Source organism: Rhodococcus sp. NPDC057135 (assembly GCF_042670865.1).
GTDB lineage: Bacteria > Actinomycetota > Actinomycetes > Mycobacteriales > Mycobacteriaceae > Rhodococcus_F.
This window is the reverse complement of record NZ_JBHUUU010000019.1, coordinates 76,952-90,525: the sequence shown is the minus strand read 5'-3', so window position 1 is coordinate 90,525 and position 13,574 is coordinate 76,952. Positions and strand designations below refer to the sequence as shown.

Annotated in this window: 20 protein-coding genes; 11 read left to right on the top strand and 9 right to left on the bottom strand. The window is 62.7% G+C overall.

Translation table 11 applies throughout. The features are described 5' to 3' along the window. Positions 1–4 precede the first annotated feature (4 nt). Positions 5–538 carry a tail fiber domain-containing protein gene (locus ACFT1A_RS27785; protein WP_378449621.1) on the bottom strand — a complete coding sequence of 178 codons (534 nt, stop codon included), beginning with the start codon at positions 536–538 and terminating at the stop codon, positions 5–7. Continuing rightward, on the bottom strand, positions 522–650 hold the full coding sequence (locus ACFT1A_RS27780) for a hypothetical protein (RefSeq protein ID WP_003941742.1): 129 nt from the start codon (positions 648–650) through the stop codon (positions 522–524). Before ACFT1A_RS27780 ends, ACFT1A_RS27785 begins: the two co-directional genes overlap by 17 nt. 288 nt (positions 651–938) lie before the next feature. Here ACFT1A_RS27780 and ACFT1A_RS27775 point away from each other — a divergent pair, with 288 nt between their 5' ends. Beyond that, on the top strand, positions 939–1,103 hold the full coding sequence (locus ACFT1A_RS27775; protein ID WP_214888215.1) for a hypothetical protein: 165 nt from the start codon (positions 939–941) through the stop codon (positions 1,101–1,103). 5 nt (positions 1,104–1,108) lie between these two features. Here the strand turns inward: ACFT1A_RS27775 and ACFT1A_RS27770 are convergent, their stop codons facing one another. The 3 genes from ACFT1A_RS27770 to ACFT1A_RS27760 form a co-directional block, all read right to left on the bottom strand. Beyond that, entirely contained in the window at positions 1,109–1,483 is a 375-nt protein-coding gene (locus tag ACFT1A_RS27770) for a VOC family protein (protein WP_347872989.1), read from the bottom strand. A gap of 29 nt (positions 1,484–1,512) precedes the next feature. Beyond that, on the bottom strand, positions 1,513–1,926 hold the full coding sequence (locus ACFT1A_RS27765; RefSeq protein ID WP_378449620.1) for a VOC family protein: 414 nt from the start codon (positions 1,924–1,926) through the stop codon (positions 1,513–1,515). Positions 1,927–2,040: 114 nt separating this feature from the next. After that, positions 2,041–2,613 (bottom strand): helix-turn-helix domain-containing protein, encoded by a 573-nt coding sequence (locus ACFT1A_RS27760; RefSeq protein WP_378449664.1) that lies wholly within the window; start codon positions 2,611–2,613, stop codon positions 2,041–2,043. Positions 2,614–2,719: 106 nt separating this feature from the next. On the opposite strand from ACFT1A_RS27760, the gene ACFT1A_RS27755 reads away from it, so the two are divergent. Together ACFT1A_RS27755 and ACFT1A_RS27750 are read left to right on the top strand one after the other, a co-directional pair. After that, positions 2,720–3,391 carry an AzlC family ABC transporter permease gene (locus ACFT1A_RS27755; RefSeq protein ID WP_378449619.1) on the top strand — a complete coding sequence of 224 codons (672 nt, stop codon included), beginning with the start codon at positions 2,720–2,722 and terminating at the stop codon, positions 3,389–3,391. Beyond that, on the top strand, positions 3,388–3,708 hold the full coding sequence (locus ACFT1A_RS27750; RefSeq protein ID WP_378449618.1) for an AzlD domain-containing protein: 321 nt from the start codon (positions 3,388–3,390) through the stop codon (positions 3,706–3,708). Before ACFT1A_RS27755 ends, ACFT1A_RS27750 begins: the two co-directional genes overlap by 4 nt. On the opposite strand, the gene ACFT1A_RS27745 is transcribed toward ACFT1A_RS27750, so the two are convergent. Next, entirely contained in the window at positions 3,694–4,350 is a 657-nt protein-coding gene (locus ACFT1A_RS27745) for a TetR/AcrR family transcriptional regulator C-terminal domain-containing protein (protein ID WP_003941670.1), read from the bottom strand. The genes ACFT1A_RS27750 and ACFT1A_RS27745 overlap by 15 nt on opposite strands. 164 nt (positions 4,351–4,514) lie before the next feature. Here ACFT1A_RS27745 and bioB point away from each other — a divergent pair, with 164 nt between their 5' ends. Genes bioB through ACFT1A_RS27730 form a run of 3 tightly spaced genes read left to right on the top strand, consistent with a single transcriptional unit; the run spans position 4,515 to position 6,351 of the window. Further along, positions 4,515–5,528 carry a biotin synthase BioB gene (gene bioB, locus ACFT1A_RS27740; protein ID WP_024487821.1) on the top strand — a complete coding sequence of 338 codons (1,014 nt, stop codon included), beginning with the start codon at positions 4,515–4,517 and terminating at the stop codon, positions 5,526–5,528. After that, positions 5,525–5,749: a hypothetical protein gene (locus ACFT1A_RS27735; RefSeq protein WP_019748812.1), complete on the top strand. Its 225-nt coding sequence runs from the start codon at positions 5,525–5,527 to the stop codon at positions 5,747–5,749. The genes bioB and ACFT1A_RS27735 overlap by 4 nt, the downstream gene beginning before the upstream one ends. 11 nt (positions 5,750–5,760) lie before the next feature. Further along, the gene (locus ACFT1A_RS27730; RefSeq protein WP_378449617.1) at positions 5,761–6,351 is read left to right on the top strand and encodes a DUF2567 domain-containing protein; all 591 of its coding nucleotides are present in this window, start codon (positions 5,761–5,763) and stop codon (positions 6,349–6,351) included. A gap of 11 nt (positions 6,352–6,362) precedes the next feature. On the opposite strand, the gene ACFT1A_RS27725 is transcribed toward ACFT1A_RS27730, so the two are convergent. After that, positions 6,363–7,193, bottom strand: coding sequence for an SDR family NAD(P)-dependent oxidoreductase (locus ACFT1A_RS27725; RefSeq protein WP_378449616.1), 831 nt, complete (start codon positions 7,191–7,193; stop codon positions 6,363–6,365). Between the two features lie 83 nt (positions 7,194–7,276). Between ACFT1A_RS27725 and ACFT1A_RS27720 the strand changes: the two genes are divergently transcribed. After that, positions 7,277–7,879 (top strand): TetR/AcrR family transcriptional regulator, encoded by a 603-nt coding sequence (locus ACFT1A_RS27720; RefSeq protein ID WP_378449615.1) that lies wholly within the window; start codon positions 7,277–7,279, stop codon positions 7,877–7,879. 111 nt (positions 7,880–7,990) lie between these two features. Further along, entirely contained in the window at positions 7,991–8,323 is a 333-nt protein-coding gene (locus ACFT1A_RS27715) for a short-chain dehydrogenase (RefSeq protein ID WP_378449614.1), read from the top strand. A 14-nt stretch (positions 8,324–8,337) separates the two neighbouring features. On the opposite strand, the gene ACFT1A_RS27710 is transcribed toward ACFT1A_RS27715, so the two are convergent. Then, positions 8,338–9,066: an NUDIX domain-containing protein gene (locus tag ACFT1A_RS27710; RefSeq protein WP_007733069.1), complete on the bottom strand. Its 729-nt coding sequence runs from the start codon at positions 9,064–9,066 to the stop codon at positions 8,338–8,340. 102 nt (positions 9,067–9,168) lie between these two features. On the opposite strand from ACFT1A_RS27710, the gene nadA reads away from it, so the two are divergent. Genes nadA through nadC form a run of 3 tightly spaced genes read left to right on the top strand, consistent with a single transcriptional unit; the run spans position 9,169 to position 12,646 of the window. After that, a complete protein-coding gene (nadA, locus tag ACFT1A_RS27705) occupies positions 9,169–10,206 on the top strand; it encodes a quinolinate synthase NadA (protein WP_378449613.1) in 1,038 nt (345 codons plus the stop codon). Then, positions 10,203–11,774 carry an L-aspartate oxidase gene (locus ACFT1A_RS27700; RefSeq protein ID WP_378449612.1) on the top strand — a complete coding sequence of 524 codons (1,572 nt, stop codon included), beginning with the start codon at positions 10,203–10,205 and terminating at the stop codon, positions 11,772–11,774. The genes nadA and ACFT1A_RS27700 overlap by 4 nt, the downstream gene beginning before the upstream one ends. Beyond that, positions 11,774–12,646 (top strand): carboxylating nicotinate-nucleotide diphosphorylase, encoded by an 873-nt coding sequence (nadC, locus tag ACFT1A_RS27695; RefSeq protein ID WP_378449611.1) that lies wholly within the window; start codon positions 11,774–11,776, stop codon positions 12,644–12,646. Before ACFT1A_RS27700 ends, nadC begins: the two co-directional genes overlap by 1 nt. A 6-nt stretch (positions 12,647–12,652) precedes the next feature. Here the strand turns inward: nadC and ACFT1A_RS27690 are convergent, their stop codons facing one another. Beyond that, the gene (locus ACFT1A_RS27690) at positions 12,653–13,561 is read right to left on the bottom strand and encodes a LysR substrate-binding domain-containing protein (RefSeq protein WP_378449610.1); all 909 of its coding nucleotides are present in this window, start codon (positions 13,559–13,561) and stop codon (positions 12,653–12,655) included. Between the last annotated feature and the right edge of the window lie 13 nt (positions 13,562–13,574).

Sequence of the window (13,574 nt, the reverse complement as noted above, 5' to 3'; positions counted from 1 at the left end):
CAAACTACAGACCGGTGGAACCGCCGAATTCGTCGAGCGCCGAGGATTTGTGATTGTTGTTCATCTCTAACGTATTTCGATCCGTTCTCGTCTCTCCCGTCTTCGTGCGCAGTGTGTCGAGTTCCTTCTCGAGCGCGCTGACTTTTGTCTCGAGGGCGCCTATTTTGCGGTTCAAGGCTTGGATGCTCGCCATGCACACGCCGTTCGCATCGACGGCGGAGATACGACGGGTGTTGGATCCCAAGCCGAAAATCGCTGCAAAATCCTGCGCCATCGGACCCAGGTGACGGATCGACTTGTGGTCGAAACCGTAACTCCACGTGCTTATTCGAAGGGCTGTCAACCTGTCGAGCACATCCTGGGCGCTGGTCGGAACAACCGCGTCCGTATGCACGCCCCGTCGTCGCGTGGCCCGTGAGAACACCCAGTGCGCGGGATGGCGCATCGCGGCGTTCACTCGAGTGCTGACTCCAACGCCGAGGTATTCAGTGCGCTCGCCTCTTTCAGTGCGCTCGCCCTCGTCAGGCGGTGAGTTCACGTCGTGCGGTTTTGACGGTCTTGTCGCTCAGCAGAATTCCCGCTCCTGCGCCGAGCAGTCCGAGGCCGATTCCGACAGCAGCGCTGCCGAGGCCCAAAGCAATTCCCAACATGATTCCTCCAAAAATTGTGCGGTGAATTGAGGGGCCAGGTGTCCGACGAAAGTGCTGCCGACCTGCTCCGCGCTCATCTTTCACATTGCTCCGCCGTGCGGTCGATGACAACCCGTCTGGACCGAATTTCTCGTGGAAAACACAGGCGTGCAAGACTGGGTGAAGAACTGCTGAGTCATCGGCGTCTTGTCGGCGCCGTACGGGCGGCAGTATTTAAGTAGCCATCGACCGATCTCTAACGCAGGTTTATCTGCGCGCGGCAACGATGACCAGGCAAAAGGGTGGCATGTGAACGAATCGAACAGTGGCTTGTTTTCCGACCTCAGTGCGTCGGAGCCCGTTGTCGACGCAAAAAGCGCCGAGCAATTGGCGGCCGAGCGTGAAACTGCGGCAGCGGAACGCTCCAATACCGACACCGCTGAACAGCGGCAGTCACAGCTGTTCAGCGGTTAAGCGCGTCAGGACTCCTTGATTACCGACAGAACATTGCCGGCGGGGTCGGTGAACCACGCGATATCGGGGCCGTTGCCACGCATGATGCCTCGCGCATCCTGGGGGAATCCGTCGTATTTCAGAAACTCCACACCACGTGCGGTCAGTTGATCGACGGTTGTGTCGATGTCGTCGACGACGAAGTTGAGGATCGTGTACGTCGCCGCTTCGTGATTCGGTTTCGGATAAACCAGGATCTCGGTTCCGCCGGCAAGATGTAGGCGAATGAGTCCCATGTCTTCGTCGGTCACTTTCAGCCCGAGTGTTTCGCCGTAGAACTTCTTTGCAGCGTCGATGTCAGTCACCGAAAATCCGCTGAATGCTTTCGTGTCTGCAAGCATGACTATCTCCGTTCCCAGCGGTTGCCGGACTAGGTGATTTGGGAATCCGTCATTCCGGATTCCATCTCGGCCCTGGCTTCCTCGCTGAACTCGATGATCTGAACGTAGTTTCCGTCGGGGTCGATAGCGGTGGCGAACAAACTGCCCCCGCGGTCTTCGAGTGGGGCGAACCAGTTTCCGCCGAGTGCATCGATGCGCTGCGCGATCGACCGGGCGTCGTCGGTCTCGACATTGAGGAACATTCGGCCGGGCTGCGGGTTGGTATCGCCGACGTCGTCGCGTCTGTCGAGCATCACGTAGAAACCGTTGAACTCGAGGACGTCGTAGCCGGGTTCGCCCGGGGTGCGGTCCACCTTCGGGGCGAACGCCTCGGCGTACCAGTCGCGCAAGCGTTCGGGGTTGGTGCTCGAGAGCAAAATGCTGCTGATGCTGGATCCGGACATGTGTCCTCCTGCTGTTGGTCGTTACTGGCGTCGGTGATCGAGGCGCTGGCCACATCACCTTGCAGATACAGACTTCCCGCAGCGACGAAACTCATCGGTGAAACTGATCGAGGCTCAGGTGTGCTCCGAAACCAGGATCGCCGTCGTGCCTGGTTCGAGTGCCCGAAAGATGTGCTCCTCGTCGCCGGGATATGCGAGGTAGTCGCCCGGTCCGAGCTCGATCGGATCTGCGGTCGGCCCGACCTCGGCCCGACCCGTACCGATCACAACGTGTTCGGTGGTGCCGCGGGCATGCGGAGTCGAAATGCGCGGATCGCCCGGCTCGGCGACGATCCGATACAGATCGCGGCGAGCGTTCGGTGGGCTGGGCGCCAGGAGAGTCGCGATGTACGACGCGTTTGCCGACGCAATCGCGGGCCCTTCTCCGGCTCGAATCAACTGAACGGTCTGTGCCTGCGAGTCGACGAGTTGTGAGAATGGCACACCCAATGCGTTGCCGAGTGCCCACAGTGTTTCGAGGCTCGGGTTTCCGAGGCCGGATTCGAGTTGGGAGAGTGTGGATTTGGCGATGTCGGCGCGCCGGGCGACCTCCGAGAGGCTCAAGCCCGCTCGGGTGCGCTCGCGTTTGAGTGCGACTGCCACCAGCTTCTGAGGGCTCTGATCCGTGCTGGTTTCACCACTACCCATCGTTCGATTCTCCGATCGATCGTTCTTCTTGACGAACGGGTTCAATGCGTTCAACATAGAATACATGCGTTCTTTATGGCGAACAGTTGATCGCGACACAATCCGGGTGAGTGTGCTGATCTGTCTCTCCGTGGCCATCGTCGGCGTGTCCTACGGTGTGACGGCAGGATCAGCTGGATTCTCGCTGTGGCAGCTGCTTGCCTTGGCTGTGCTCGTTCTGGGTGCCTCGTCGGAGTTCCTGTTCATCGGAATCATCGCGGCCGGAGGCGGCGCCCTCGCTGCAGTTGTAGCCGGCTTGCTGATCAACTCCCGAAACTTCGCCTACGGATTGGCAGCGGGATCTTTTCTCGGCGAGGCTCGCCACACGGATTCAGGCTGGCGCAGGGGCTCGGGCTGGCGCAAGGTGGTCGGCGCGCACCTGGTCAACGACGAAAGCGTCGCGGTTGCCATGGCGCAGGGCTCGGTGAAGCAGAAGCGTGCGGCTTTCTGGTTCTGTGGGATCGGGATCGCGGTGTCGTGGCCGATCGGAGCTCTCCTGGGTGGGCTGCTCGGCAGCGTCGTCCAAGATCCGGCCGCGTTGGGATTGGATGCCGCATTTCCGGTCGTCATTCTGGCCCTTGTCCTGCCCGCATTGAGGGAAAAGGTGACATTGCTTGCCGCTGTGATCGGTGCAGCGGTTGCAGTGGCCACGTCACCGTTCCTGCCGTCGGGTACCGCGCCGCTCGTAGCTCTGCTGAGTATCGCGGTGACGATACCGTTCCGGGAGAAGGTTCGATGAATGCTGCATCGGTCTGGATCGGCATTGTCGTGTTCGCTTGCGGCTCTTACGCTTTGCGGGTCAGTGGTGTTCTGCTCCGAGCTCGGGTGACGCTCTCCGGCTTCGCCGAGAAGACCCTCGATCGTGCTGTCGTGGTGCTGTTGCTTGCAGTGGTTGCGACCTCGACGATCTTCACCGGACATGACGTTGCGGGTCCGGCGCGGATGCTCGGCGTGGTGGCCGGAGGTATCTGCGCCTGGTTCAAGGCCCCGTTGGTGGTCGTGGTGATTGTCGCGGCCGGCACTACTGCATTGCTGCGACTGTCAGGAGTGTCGTAGAGCCGATTCGATGGGCGTTGAATCGGGGATCGAATTCAGGCGAGTGCGAATGCCGTCGATGAAGAGGTCCAGGCCGAACTGGAATCGCACTGTCGGATCGCCGTCGAGGAGGTCCTCGTCGGAACCGCCGCCGATGACCTCGGGGGAGTCGGGGGAGATGGGAGCCCGGGTGAGTGCCCCCATTTCTTCCATCTGCGCTCGGGACTGCTCGTCGACGGTGTGGCCGAGTACGTAATACAGCAGGGCATACGCCGCGAGTTGGGCGTGCTCTCGTGAGAGGCCGGATTCTTGCCCGGCTTGCACGAAGTGCTCGCGCACCTTGCTGCTTGTCATCCGCGAGGCGAAGGTGGCGCTGACCAACTCGGCGCCGTCGCGGTGCGCCAGCAGGGCAGACCGAAGTCTGTGTGCCAGTTCGGAATACGCCTCTTGCCACGTGTCCGCGTCAACGGGGGCGTCGAGGTCTTCGAGGATCTTGTCGACGACCGCGCCGAGCAAGGTCTGTTTGTTCGGGAAATGCCAGTAGAGAGCGCCGGGTTGGACGCCAAGCGAGGTTGCGAGCCTACGCATCGTGAGGTCGGCAAGCCCGAACTCGTCGAGTATCGCCATGGCGCCGTCCAGCACGTCGCCGCGTCGCAACTGCACTTGTTGTTCCCCTCGTTTCGCCTCGCTGTTGACCGCTCGCGATCAGATGTCGATCGGACCCGCCTTTGACAGTATTCCACCACGTCTCTAACGTGAACACCGTTCAACTTGTACGGTGTTCAATTTTGCTGGTTCTGAAGGAGACGTCTGTGACCCCGCCCCCGATTAGCACGGCCCCTGCGACGGTCGACATCCTCGACCAGGCGCGCGAGCAAGTTCTCGAAAGAGGAGTTGGCCTGACCGAAAGCCAGGTGCTCGACGTACTCCGGCTAGACGACGACAGGCTCGAAGACCTGCTGGCTCTCGCCCACGATGTGCGTATGAAGTGGTGTGGACCGGAGGTCGAGGTCGAGGGCATCATCAGCCTCAAGACGGGCGGCTGCCCTGAGGACTGCCATTTCTGCTCGCAGTCCGGACTCTTCCAGTCGCCGGTTCGTGCGGCCTGGTTGGACATCCCGAGCCTGGTGGAAGCTGCCAAGCAGACTGCGAAGTCGGGCGCTACCGAGTTCTGCATCGTGGCAGCCGTCCGCGGACCCGACGCCCGGTTGCTCGCTCAGGTCGCCGCCGGCATCGAGGCGATCCGCAACGAGGTCGACATCCAGATCGCCTGTTCGCTCGGCATGCTGACCCAGGAACAGGTCGACCAACTTGCCGCCATGGGTGTGCACCGGTACAACCACAACTTGGAAACCTCGAAGTCGCATTTCCCGAACGTCGTCACCACGCACTCGTGGGAAGAGCGGTGGAACACCCTGCGGATGGTTCGCGAAGCAGGCATGGAAGTGTGCTGCGGCGGAATCCTGGGCATGGGCGAATCGCTGGAGCAGCGCGCAGAATTCGCGGCCAACCTGGCTGAACTCGAACCGGACGAGGTCCCGCTCAACTTCCTCAACCCGCGTCCGGGCACCCCGTTCGGTGATCTGGACGTGCTGCCCGCCAGCGAGGCGCTCAAGTCCGTGGCGGCATTCCGTCTCGCGCTGCCTCGCACGATCCTGCGCTTCGCCGGTGGACGCGAGATCACTCTCGGCGACCTGGGTGCCAAGCAGGGCATCCTCGGCGGAATCAACGCCGTCATCGTCGGCAACTACCTGACGACGCTTGGGCGTCCCGCCGAGAAGGATCTGGATCTGTTGGTCGATCTGCAGATGCCGATCAAAGCACTGAACGACACTCTGTGAGCACTCCGGTGACCGAGGAGCGGTACAACCCGTTCACCGGGCGTCGGATCGTCGACGGTGTCGACGATCCGACGCCGACTGCGGCGTCGATGGGGCTCGAGCCACCTCGCTTCTGCGAGCAGTGCGGACGTCGCATGATCGTTCAGGTCAGTCCTGACGGATGGTGGGCGAAATGCTCCCGTCACGGTGTCGTCGACTCGATCGACGCCGCCCGCAGGTAGCGTCACTCTGTGTGATCTCTCTTCGGCAGACTCGTCTGCGCACCGCGATCGTGATCGCCGCAACCACTGCGGGTGTGAGCGTGCTCGTTGGTGTGCTGTGGGCGTTCTTGGCTCCGGCAGAGCACCTGTTGGTGGTGTCCGAGGGGCGCGGCGTCGCGTTGACCGGTGAGAGTCTTCACCAGTTCGACGCGAGCGCAGTATTCATCTGGCTGGCACTGATCGTCGGTGTGCTGTCGGCGGTGGCTGCCTGGCTGGCACACCTGAGTCGAGGCCCGTATGCCCTGGGCGGGTTGATCGTCGGCTCAGCGGTAGGAGCAGGCCTGATGGCACTCGTGGGTTCGGGTGTGACCAAACTGCGATTCCCCACGGCCGACAATCCGGCGGTCGGGGAGATCATCGCGCGGGCGCCGAACATCGGCACCTTGCTCGTCCTTCTGTTTCAGCCGCTCGCGGCGTGCGTCGTGACTTTGGTTCTCGCAGTGCTCAATCCGTACGACGACCTCGGTGTGGGTGACCATCCGGAATCTGGGGATCCGGAATCCGGGGATCCGGCCACCGAGACCGAACAGACCGAAGACGAGATCCAGCCGAAGCTCCCGTAGCTGTTACATCGCTATGCCGGCGACGTCGACGAGCGCTTCGCTTCGGACTTCATTCGCACGTCACCCAGCAGTCGGCCCGAAATCAGCGCCCCCAACCGGCGGGTTGCGAAGCGAGTGCTGATCGAGGACACCCAGTTCGGCAGTCCTGATACGACGGTCGGCGGCGCGTTGCGTCGATCCAGTGCTCGGAAAGCGGTGTCCACCACCTGAGTTGCCGTCTGCATTCGCCCGACCGCTGCGTCCTCGGAGCCGACTACGTCGAAGAACTCGGTGCGCGTCGGACCGGGGCATACTGCCAACACGGTCAATCCGCTACCGCGAGCTTCTGCCCAGAGCGCTTCGGTGAAGTTGAGTACAAACGCCTTTGATGCGCCGTAGACCGCCATGCCCGGTGTCGGCTGGAACGACGCGGTGCTGGCGATGTTGACCAGTGCTCCGCGGCCGGTGAGAAGGTCGGGCAGGAATGTGTGCGTCAGTTCGACGAGTGTGGCGATGTTGAGCTGAATTTCGGACGTGACGCGCTCGAGGTTTTCGTCCACGAATGCTCCGTGTGTTCCGAATCCGGCGTTGTTGATCAGGGACGTGACCGTGATGTCGCGACTGGCGATTTCTTGGTGCAGGGTCGCGCCGACGCCGGGTGCGGCCAGGTCGGCGGGCAGGACTGTCACGGTGATGCCGTGGGCGCCACGGAGTTCGGTGGCGAGTGCCTCGAGGCGGTCTGCCCGCCTGGCGACCAGAACGAGGTGTGCGCCGCGAGCGGCAAAGCGATGAGCGAATTCCACTCCGAGCCCAGCGCTGGCTCCGGTGATGAGGACGGTGGTTCCGGCTACGTCGATGGCCATGGTGGCTCCTTCGGTTCGGGTGATCCCAAATGTAGGCACTGACACCATAGTTGTCAATGACAACATTTTGATATGGTGCCACCATGCCCGCCCACGAACAGCCGTACCATCACGGCAGCCTGCGACAGGAACTCCTGGTGTCGGCCGAAGCAACACTCGAACGAGATGGCGTCGACAAGTTGTCGCTGAGGCAACTCGCGCGCGAGGCGGGCGTGAGCCACGCGGCTCCTGGCAAGCACTTTCGTGATCGCCAGGCTTTGCTCGATGCCTTGGCCGAAAGTGGATTCCATCGGATGACCGGTGCGCTCGAGCGGGCAGTCGCGGATGCTCCACCGACCGCGAGGGCCCGGTTCTCCTCGCTCGCGAATGCCTACGTGGATTTTGCGCTGGACCATCCCGGACTCTTGTCGTTGATGTACAGCAACAAGCATGCACCGGGCGCCGCCGAAACTGTCGTCAACGCGGGGCTCGCGACGATGGACTTGACCGTCCGGCTCGTATCGGAGGCTCAGGCCGCGGGTGATATTGCCGCCGGTGATCCGGAAAGTATTGCGCTGGTTGCCTTTGCGACGTTCCATGGCGTCGCGACGCTTGCTGCGGGCGGAATGTTGGGCGACGTACCGGTCGGCGATGTGGTGAACGCGGCCTCGACGGTCTTCTGGGCGGGGCTGTCTCGATCTGTCTGAGGTGGGGCGCGCGCAATTCCCCAGAGTTCTCACAGAACCAGCACAAGGGAAGCACAAGATTGCGGACTTACATAGGAGTCAAGAAGTTTGATTCCGACTGGAGGTTCCGCAATGAGTGTTTCAGAGATCGCCCCGAACAGGGGAGTTGTACTGGTTACGGACATCGGATTCGAGCACGGTGCGCGCACTGCCGCCGAGTTTCTCGACGCTGGTTGGAGCGTGGCAGTCACGGCTCGGACGGTCACCGAATTGGTGCGCGTCATGGCGGGCAAACCTGCCCATCGCTTCTTTGCGATCGTCGCCGATCCGACGGATCGTTGGCAGGCCGATCGGATTCTCGATCGGGTGACGACACGGTTCGGTGCAATCAACCGGGTCATCGATCCGGGCGGCGCCGTGACCTCGGTGTGGTTGCAACGCGGAAATCTCGAAGCCGTTGCCTGAGAATCTGATCGACGTCAGCTCGGGGGCCGTAGTGCGGCAAATTCGTCGGTGACCCGCAAGGTGGAGTCGGTGAAACGGTACAGCGCCGGTGGACGTCCACCCGACTTGCCGGACGGTGCGGTGTTGCCGGTGGGAGTCAGAACGCCTCGACGCCCCAGTACGCGTTGCAAGTTGGTGGCATCGACCTGGTAACCGAGTGCAGCGCAGTAGATTTCGCGAAGCGTCGACATCGCGAACTCTTCGGGCGCCAGCCCGAATGCGATGTTGGTATAGGAGAGTTTTGCAGCCAGTCGATTGCGCGCGTGCCGCACGACGGTTCCGTGGTCGAACGACATCTCCGGCAATTTCGAAACGGGGTGCCAGGCAGTGTCCGGTGGAAGTTGTGGATCGGCACTGAGGGGAACGAGTCCGAGGAAGGTCGACGCGATGCGGCGCGGGCCCGGCACTCGTTGTGGATCACTGAAGACGGAGAGTTGTTCGAGGTGGGCGACCTTTCGTAGGTCGACCTTTTCGGCGAGGAGTCGTCGAGCGGAGGTCGTCAGGTCCTCGTCGTCGCGCAAAGTGCCCCCGGGCAGGGACCACGTGCCCTTCTGCGGGTTGAGTGCACGCTGCCACAGCAGCACGGCCAACTCTTCGCGTCCTTGTGGGCAGTGATCGCCGTCACCTGCGGCGATGCTTGCGGGGAAGGTGCGAACTTGGAACACCGCTGCAAGCACTTCGTGGGTGGTGTTACTATTGGGCACGTTTTCGATCCTAAGTCGAAAACCTCGAATACGGAAATCCGGGCCAGCCCGTCCGGATTTGAACTGGGTGACGAGCCCGGGTTCACGGTGAAGGAGAACGCCATGACGACCACGACGTTATGGGAGGGATCGGCCTCGCAGATTCACGACGGCCCCGGCGGATACAACGGAGTCGAAGCGACCCCCGAGTGGGCCGCTGAGATCAAACGTCTGGCTCGCGAACGCGGCGCGACGATTCTTGCGCACAACTACCAGCTGCCTGCGATTCAGGACGTCGCCGATCACGTCGGAGATTCCCTGGCTCTCTCGCGAATCGCAGCCGAGGTACCCGAGGACACGATTGTCTTCTGTGGTGTGCACTTCATGGCCGAGACCGCGAAGATCCTGTCGCCGTCCAAGACCGTGCTGATCCCGGACGAGCGGGCCGGCTGCTCGCTGGCCGACTCGATCAATGCCGAGCAGCTTCGTGAGTGGAAGGCCGACAACCCGAACGCGCTGGTGGTGTCGTACGTGAACACCACGGCAGAGGTGAAGGGACTCACCGACATCTGCTGCACCTCGTCCAATGCCGTCGACGTGGTCAACTCGATCGATGCCGACCGCGAGGTGCTGTTCCTGCCGGACCAGTTCCTGGGAGCCCACGTCAAGCGCGTGACCGGCCGTACCAACATGCAGATCTGGGCGGGCGAGTGCCACGTGCACGCCGGCATCAACGGTGACGAGCTGACGGCCAAGTCCAAGTCGCACCCCGATGCCGAGCTGTTCGTGCACCCTGAATGTGGTTGCGCCACTTCGGCTCTGTACCTCGCTGGCGAAGGCGCGGTCCCCGCGGACAAGGTCAAGATCCTCTCCACCGGCGGAATGCTCGACGCTGCCCGCGTCACCAAGAGCAAGCAGGTTCTGGTCGCAACCGAGATCGGGATGCTGCACCAGTTGCGCAAGGCAGCGCCCGACGTCGATTTCCAGGCCGTCAACGACCGCGCATCGTGCCCGTACATGAAGATGATCACGCCTGCCGCGTTGCTTCGCTGCCTTCTCGAGGGCAAGGACGAGGTCCACGTCGATCTCGAGATGGCCAAGCGTGCACAGAAGTCGGTGCAGCGCATGATCGAGATCGGTAATCCGGGCGGCGGCGAGTGACCAGCCCTGCCGGGCGTTTCGCCTGGGAGGCCCATGCCGACCTGGTCGTCGTGGGAGGCGGTGTTGCCGGCCTCACCGCAGCGCGCACCGCTTCTCTGCGGGGACTGAAAGTACTCACTGTCAGCAAGGGTGGTCCGACGGACACCTCGACTCAGTACGCGCAGGGTGGCATCGCGGTCGTCGACGATCTGAATACGGATTCCGTCGAATCGCACGTTGCGGATACGTGTGAGGCCGGCGTCGGTTTGTGCGACGAGGAAGCCGTCTATTCCATCGTCGAAGCTGGTCACGACGCTGTTGCTGCGCTGGCCGCGTTGGGAGCGGTCTTCGATCGCGGGCGAGACGGTGAGGTGTCGCGCACCCGCGAGGGTGGGCACAGCACACGTCGGATCATCCACGCCGGCGGCGACGCCACGGGCGCGGAAGTGCAGCGGGCTCTCAATGCTGCCGGCTTGCCCGTCCTGTTCGGTGCGGCGGCAGTTCAGGTGGTGACCAACCGCCGCGGGGTGTGTGGACTCATCGTCTCCTCCCCGGAAGGACTCGGGGTGATCCATGCACCAGCGGTCCTGCTCGCTACCGGCGGACTCGGTCAGCTGTATGCGTGCAGCACAAATCCGCCAGGCGCAACTGCCGACGGAATCGCGTTGGCACTCGAGGCTGGTGCGGCGATTGCGGACCTGGAGTTCGTTCAGTTCCATCCGACGGTGCTCTTCACTCCGGGTGGGGTAGGCCGCCGACCCCTGATAAGTGAGGCGGTCCGCGGCGAGGGTGCGATTCTTGTCGACACCAACGGTGATTCGGTCACCGCAGGTGTTCATCCGCTGGGTGATCTCGCCCCGCGTGATGTGGTTTCGCGGGCAATCGCAGCACGCCTACGAGATCTCGGCACCGATCACGTCTATCTCGACGCACGAAAGCTCGACGGTTTCGATTCGAGATTCCCGACCATCACCGCGTCCTGCCTCGAAGCCGGTATCGATCCACGCACCCAACTAATTCCGGTCGCTCCGGCCGCGCACTATTCGTGCGGGGGAGTCGCCACCGACGTCCATGGACGAACGGGAGTGCCTGGACTCTACGCAGCGGGTGAAGTGGCTCGCACGGGATTGCACGGCGCGAATCGCCTTGCGTCCAACAGCCTTCTCGAGGGTTTGGTAGTCGGGGAGCGTGCAGGAATCGCAGCTGCCGAGCGTCGCGATGTCCATGCCGAAGTGGTCAACGTGGTGCGCAAGCCGATGCCGATCCTGCCGCGAGAGACCGTGCAGTCCGTCATGACGGCACACGCGTCGGTGGTTCGCGACGGAGGCGGTCTCCAGACTGCGCGAGCCGCGCTTGCCGACGCCGAACAGACAGTGGCGGTGGCCGCTCCGGACCTCGAAGACGCGGCGCTCACACTGACCGCGACTGCATTGGTCGACGTGGCCGTGGCGCGAACCGAGAGCCGTGGCTGCCATACCCGCACCGACTATCCTGAGACAGATCCGAATCAGCGTCGCAGCACTCGGATCAAGATGGGCGCCGATGGAGCGCTCGAAATACCCGACATGTTGTTGACAGGAGTTCATTGATGACCGAGCAGAAGATCCTGCCCGCGCCGCTCGACCGTGACGAGCTGCTCACATTGGTCAGGCTCGCTCTCGACGAGGATCTGCGCTATGGCCCCGATATCACCTCTACCGCAACGGTTCCCGCTGACGCGGTCGCGAAGGCTTCGGTCGTGTCACGCTCATCGGGTACCGTCGCCGGCATCGACGTCGGACTGCTTGTTCTCGACGAGGTGATCGGCGCGGGCAACTACGAGGTAGTCGATCGGGTCTCCGACGGAACTCGGGTTGCGCCAGGTCAATCGGTGCTCACCGTTGTCGCGCCCACCCGCGGACTTCTCACGGCAGAGCGGACGATGCTCAATCTCGTCTGCCATCTCTCGGGGATCGCCACGGCGACATCACAGTGGGTCGACGCCATCGCCGGCACTCATGCCAAAGTGCGCGACAGTCGAAAGACGTTGCCAGGCCTGCGCTCTCTGCAGAAATATGCAGTGCACGTGGGCGGGGGAGTCAACCACCGCATGGGGTTGGGTGACGCCGCATTGATCAAGGACAACCACGTTGCTGCTGCCGGTTCGGTGGTTGCTGCACTTCGCGCTGTCCGCGAACTCGCGCCGGACATCGAGTGTGAAGTAGAGGTCGACAATCTCACTCAGCTCGATCAGGTGCTGGCGGAAAAGGTCGAACTTGTTCTGCTGGACAACTTCCCGCTCTGGCAGACGCAGATTGCGGTCCAACGCCGCGACGCTGTTGCTCCCGAAACCAAGCTCGAGTCCTCGGGCGGTCTCACCCTCGACGTTGCCGCAGAGTACGCCCGAACCGGCGTCGACTACCTGGCCGTAGGTGCACTGACACACTCGGTGACGGTGCTCGACCTCGGACTCGACATGTAAGTGTCGCTAGTGCTCGGCGTCCAGCAGTAGCGGGACTGCCGAGCGAAGCGCGCTTGTCACGGTTGTGACTGCCGGGTGTGCGTCGGAGCCGGCTCGGTGGGCGATCTTGGTCCTTCGCCGAATAGGCATCGGCGTGAGCTGCACTCCAGGTGGTGGATGACTTGCTCCGAGTTCCGGGACCAGTGAAACTCCCTGTCCCGCAGCAACGAGGGCGAGAACAGTGGCGAACTCGTCGATGTGATGACGCACTTTCGGTGTGAACCCGGCAGCTTGGCACGCGCGAATGGTCATTGCGTGGCAAGCGGTTCCGGGGATCGCGGTAATCCAGGGACGTTCTACGCAGTCGGTCAACGATGCGACAGCGTTACCGGGATCTGACTCGATGTCACTCGAAGCGAGGTACACGGCTTCGCTGCACAGCGGCAATGTCGTCAGGCCCGGTTCGGTGGGGCGAGGGACGAAGTCGTAGTCGTGAATCAAAGCCAAGTCCAAATTCCCGGCTCGTAGCGCGTCGGCGACGTCGGCTGGGTCGATTTCCGAGACCATCGGTTCCAATCCCGGGTGGTCGTGCGACAGTGCGATCAAGGCCTGAGGGAGGATCGCGCGTGCGGCGGTCGGGAACGTACCAATGCGTAGCGGTCCGGCGAGGCCACGACGAGCGTCGACCAATTCACCCGATGCCTGTTCCAGGCGTTGCAGGATGACTTCGGCGTGACGTGCGAGGTTCTCGCCTGCCGGCGTGAGGCGCACCCGACGCCCCGTGCGTTCCAACAGAGGAACGCCGGCTTCACGTTCGAGAACGGCCAACTGCTGCGACACGGCAGAGGGACTGAATGACAACGCCTCGGCGACGGCAACGATGGTGCCGCGCAGCGCTAGTTCACGCAAGAGCCTCAGTCGACGAACATCAAGCATCAGCTCAGCTTAC

Coding starts and splice junctions, on each gene's coding strand:
- nadA (WP_378449613.1), top strand. CDS start 9,169: ATGACGACCACGACGTTATGGGAGGGATCGGCCTCGCAGATTCACGAC.
- ACFT1A_RS27765 (WP_378449620.1), bottom strand. CDS start 1,926: ATGTCCGGATCCAGCATCAGCAGCATTTTGCTCTCGAGCACCAACCCC.
- ACFT1A_RS27725 (WP_378449616.1), bottom strand. CDS start 7,193: ATGGCCATCGACGTAGCCGGAACCACCGTCCTCATCACCGGAGCCAGC.
- ACFT1A_RS27720 (WP_378449615.1), top strand. CDS start 7,277: ATGCCCGCCCACGAACAGCCGTACCATCACGGCAGCCTGCGACAGGAA.
- ACFT1A_RS27690 (WP_378449610.1), bottom strand. CDS start 13,561: ATGCTTGATGTTCGTCGACTGAGGCTCTTGCGTGAACTAGCGCTGCGC.
- ACFT1A_RS27715 (WP_378449614.1), top strand. CDS start 7,991: ATGAGTGTTTCAGAGATCGCCCCGAACAGGGGAGTTGTACTGGTTACG.
- ACFT1A_RS27780 (WP_003941742.1), bottom strand. CDS start 650: ATGTTGGGAATTGCTTTGGGCCTCGGCAGCGCTGCTGTCGGAATCGGC.
- ACFT1A_RS27770 (WP_347872989.1), bottom strand. CDS start 1,483: ATGCTTGCAGACACGAAAGCATTCAGCGGATTTTCGGTGACTGACATC.
- nadC (WP_378449611.1), top strand. CDS start 11,774: ATGACCGAGCAGAAGATCCTGCCCGCGCCGCTCGACCGTGACGAGCTG.
- ACFT1A_RS27760 (WP_378449664.1), bottom strand. CDS start 2,613: ATGGGTAGTGGTGAAACCAGCACGGATCAGAGCCCTCAGAAGCTGGTG.
- ACFT1A_RS27750 (WP_378449618.1), top strand. CDS start 3,388: ATGAATGCTGCATCGGTCTGGATCGGCATTGTCGTGTTCGCTTGCGGC.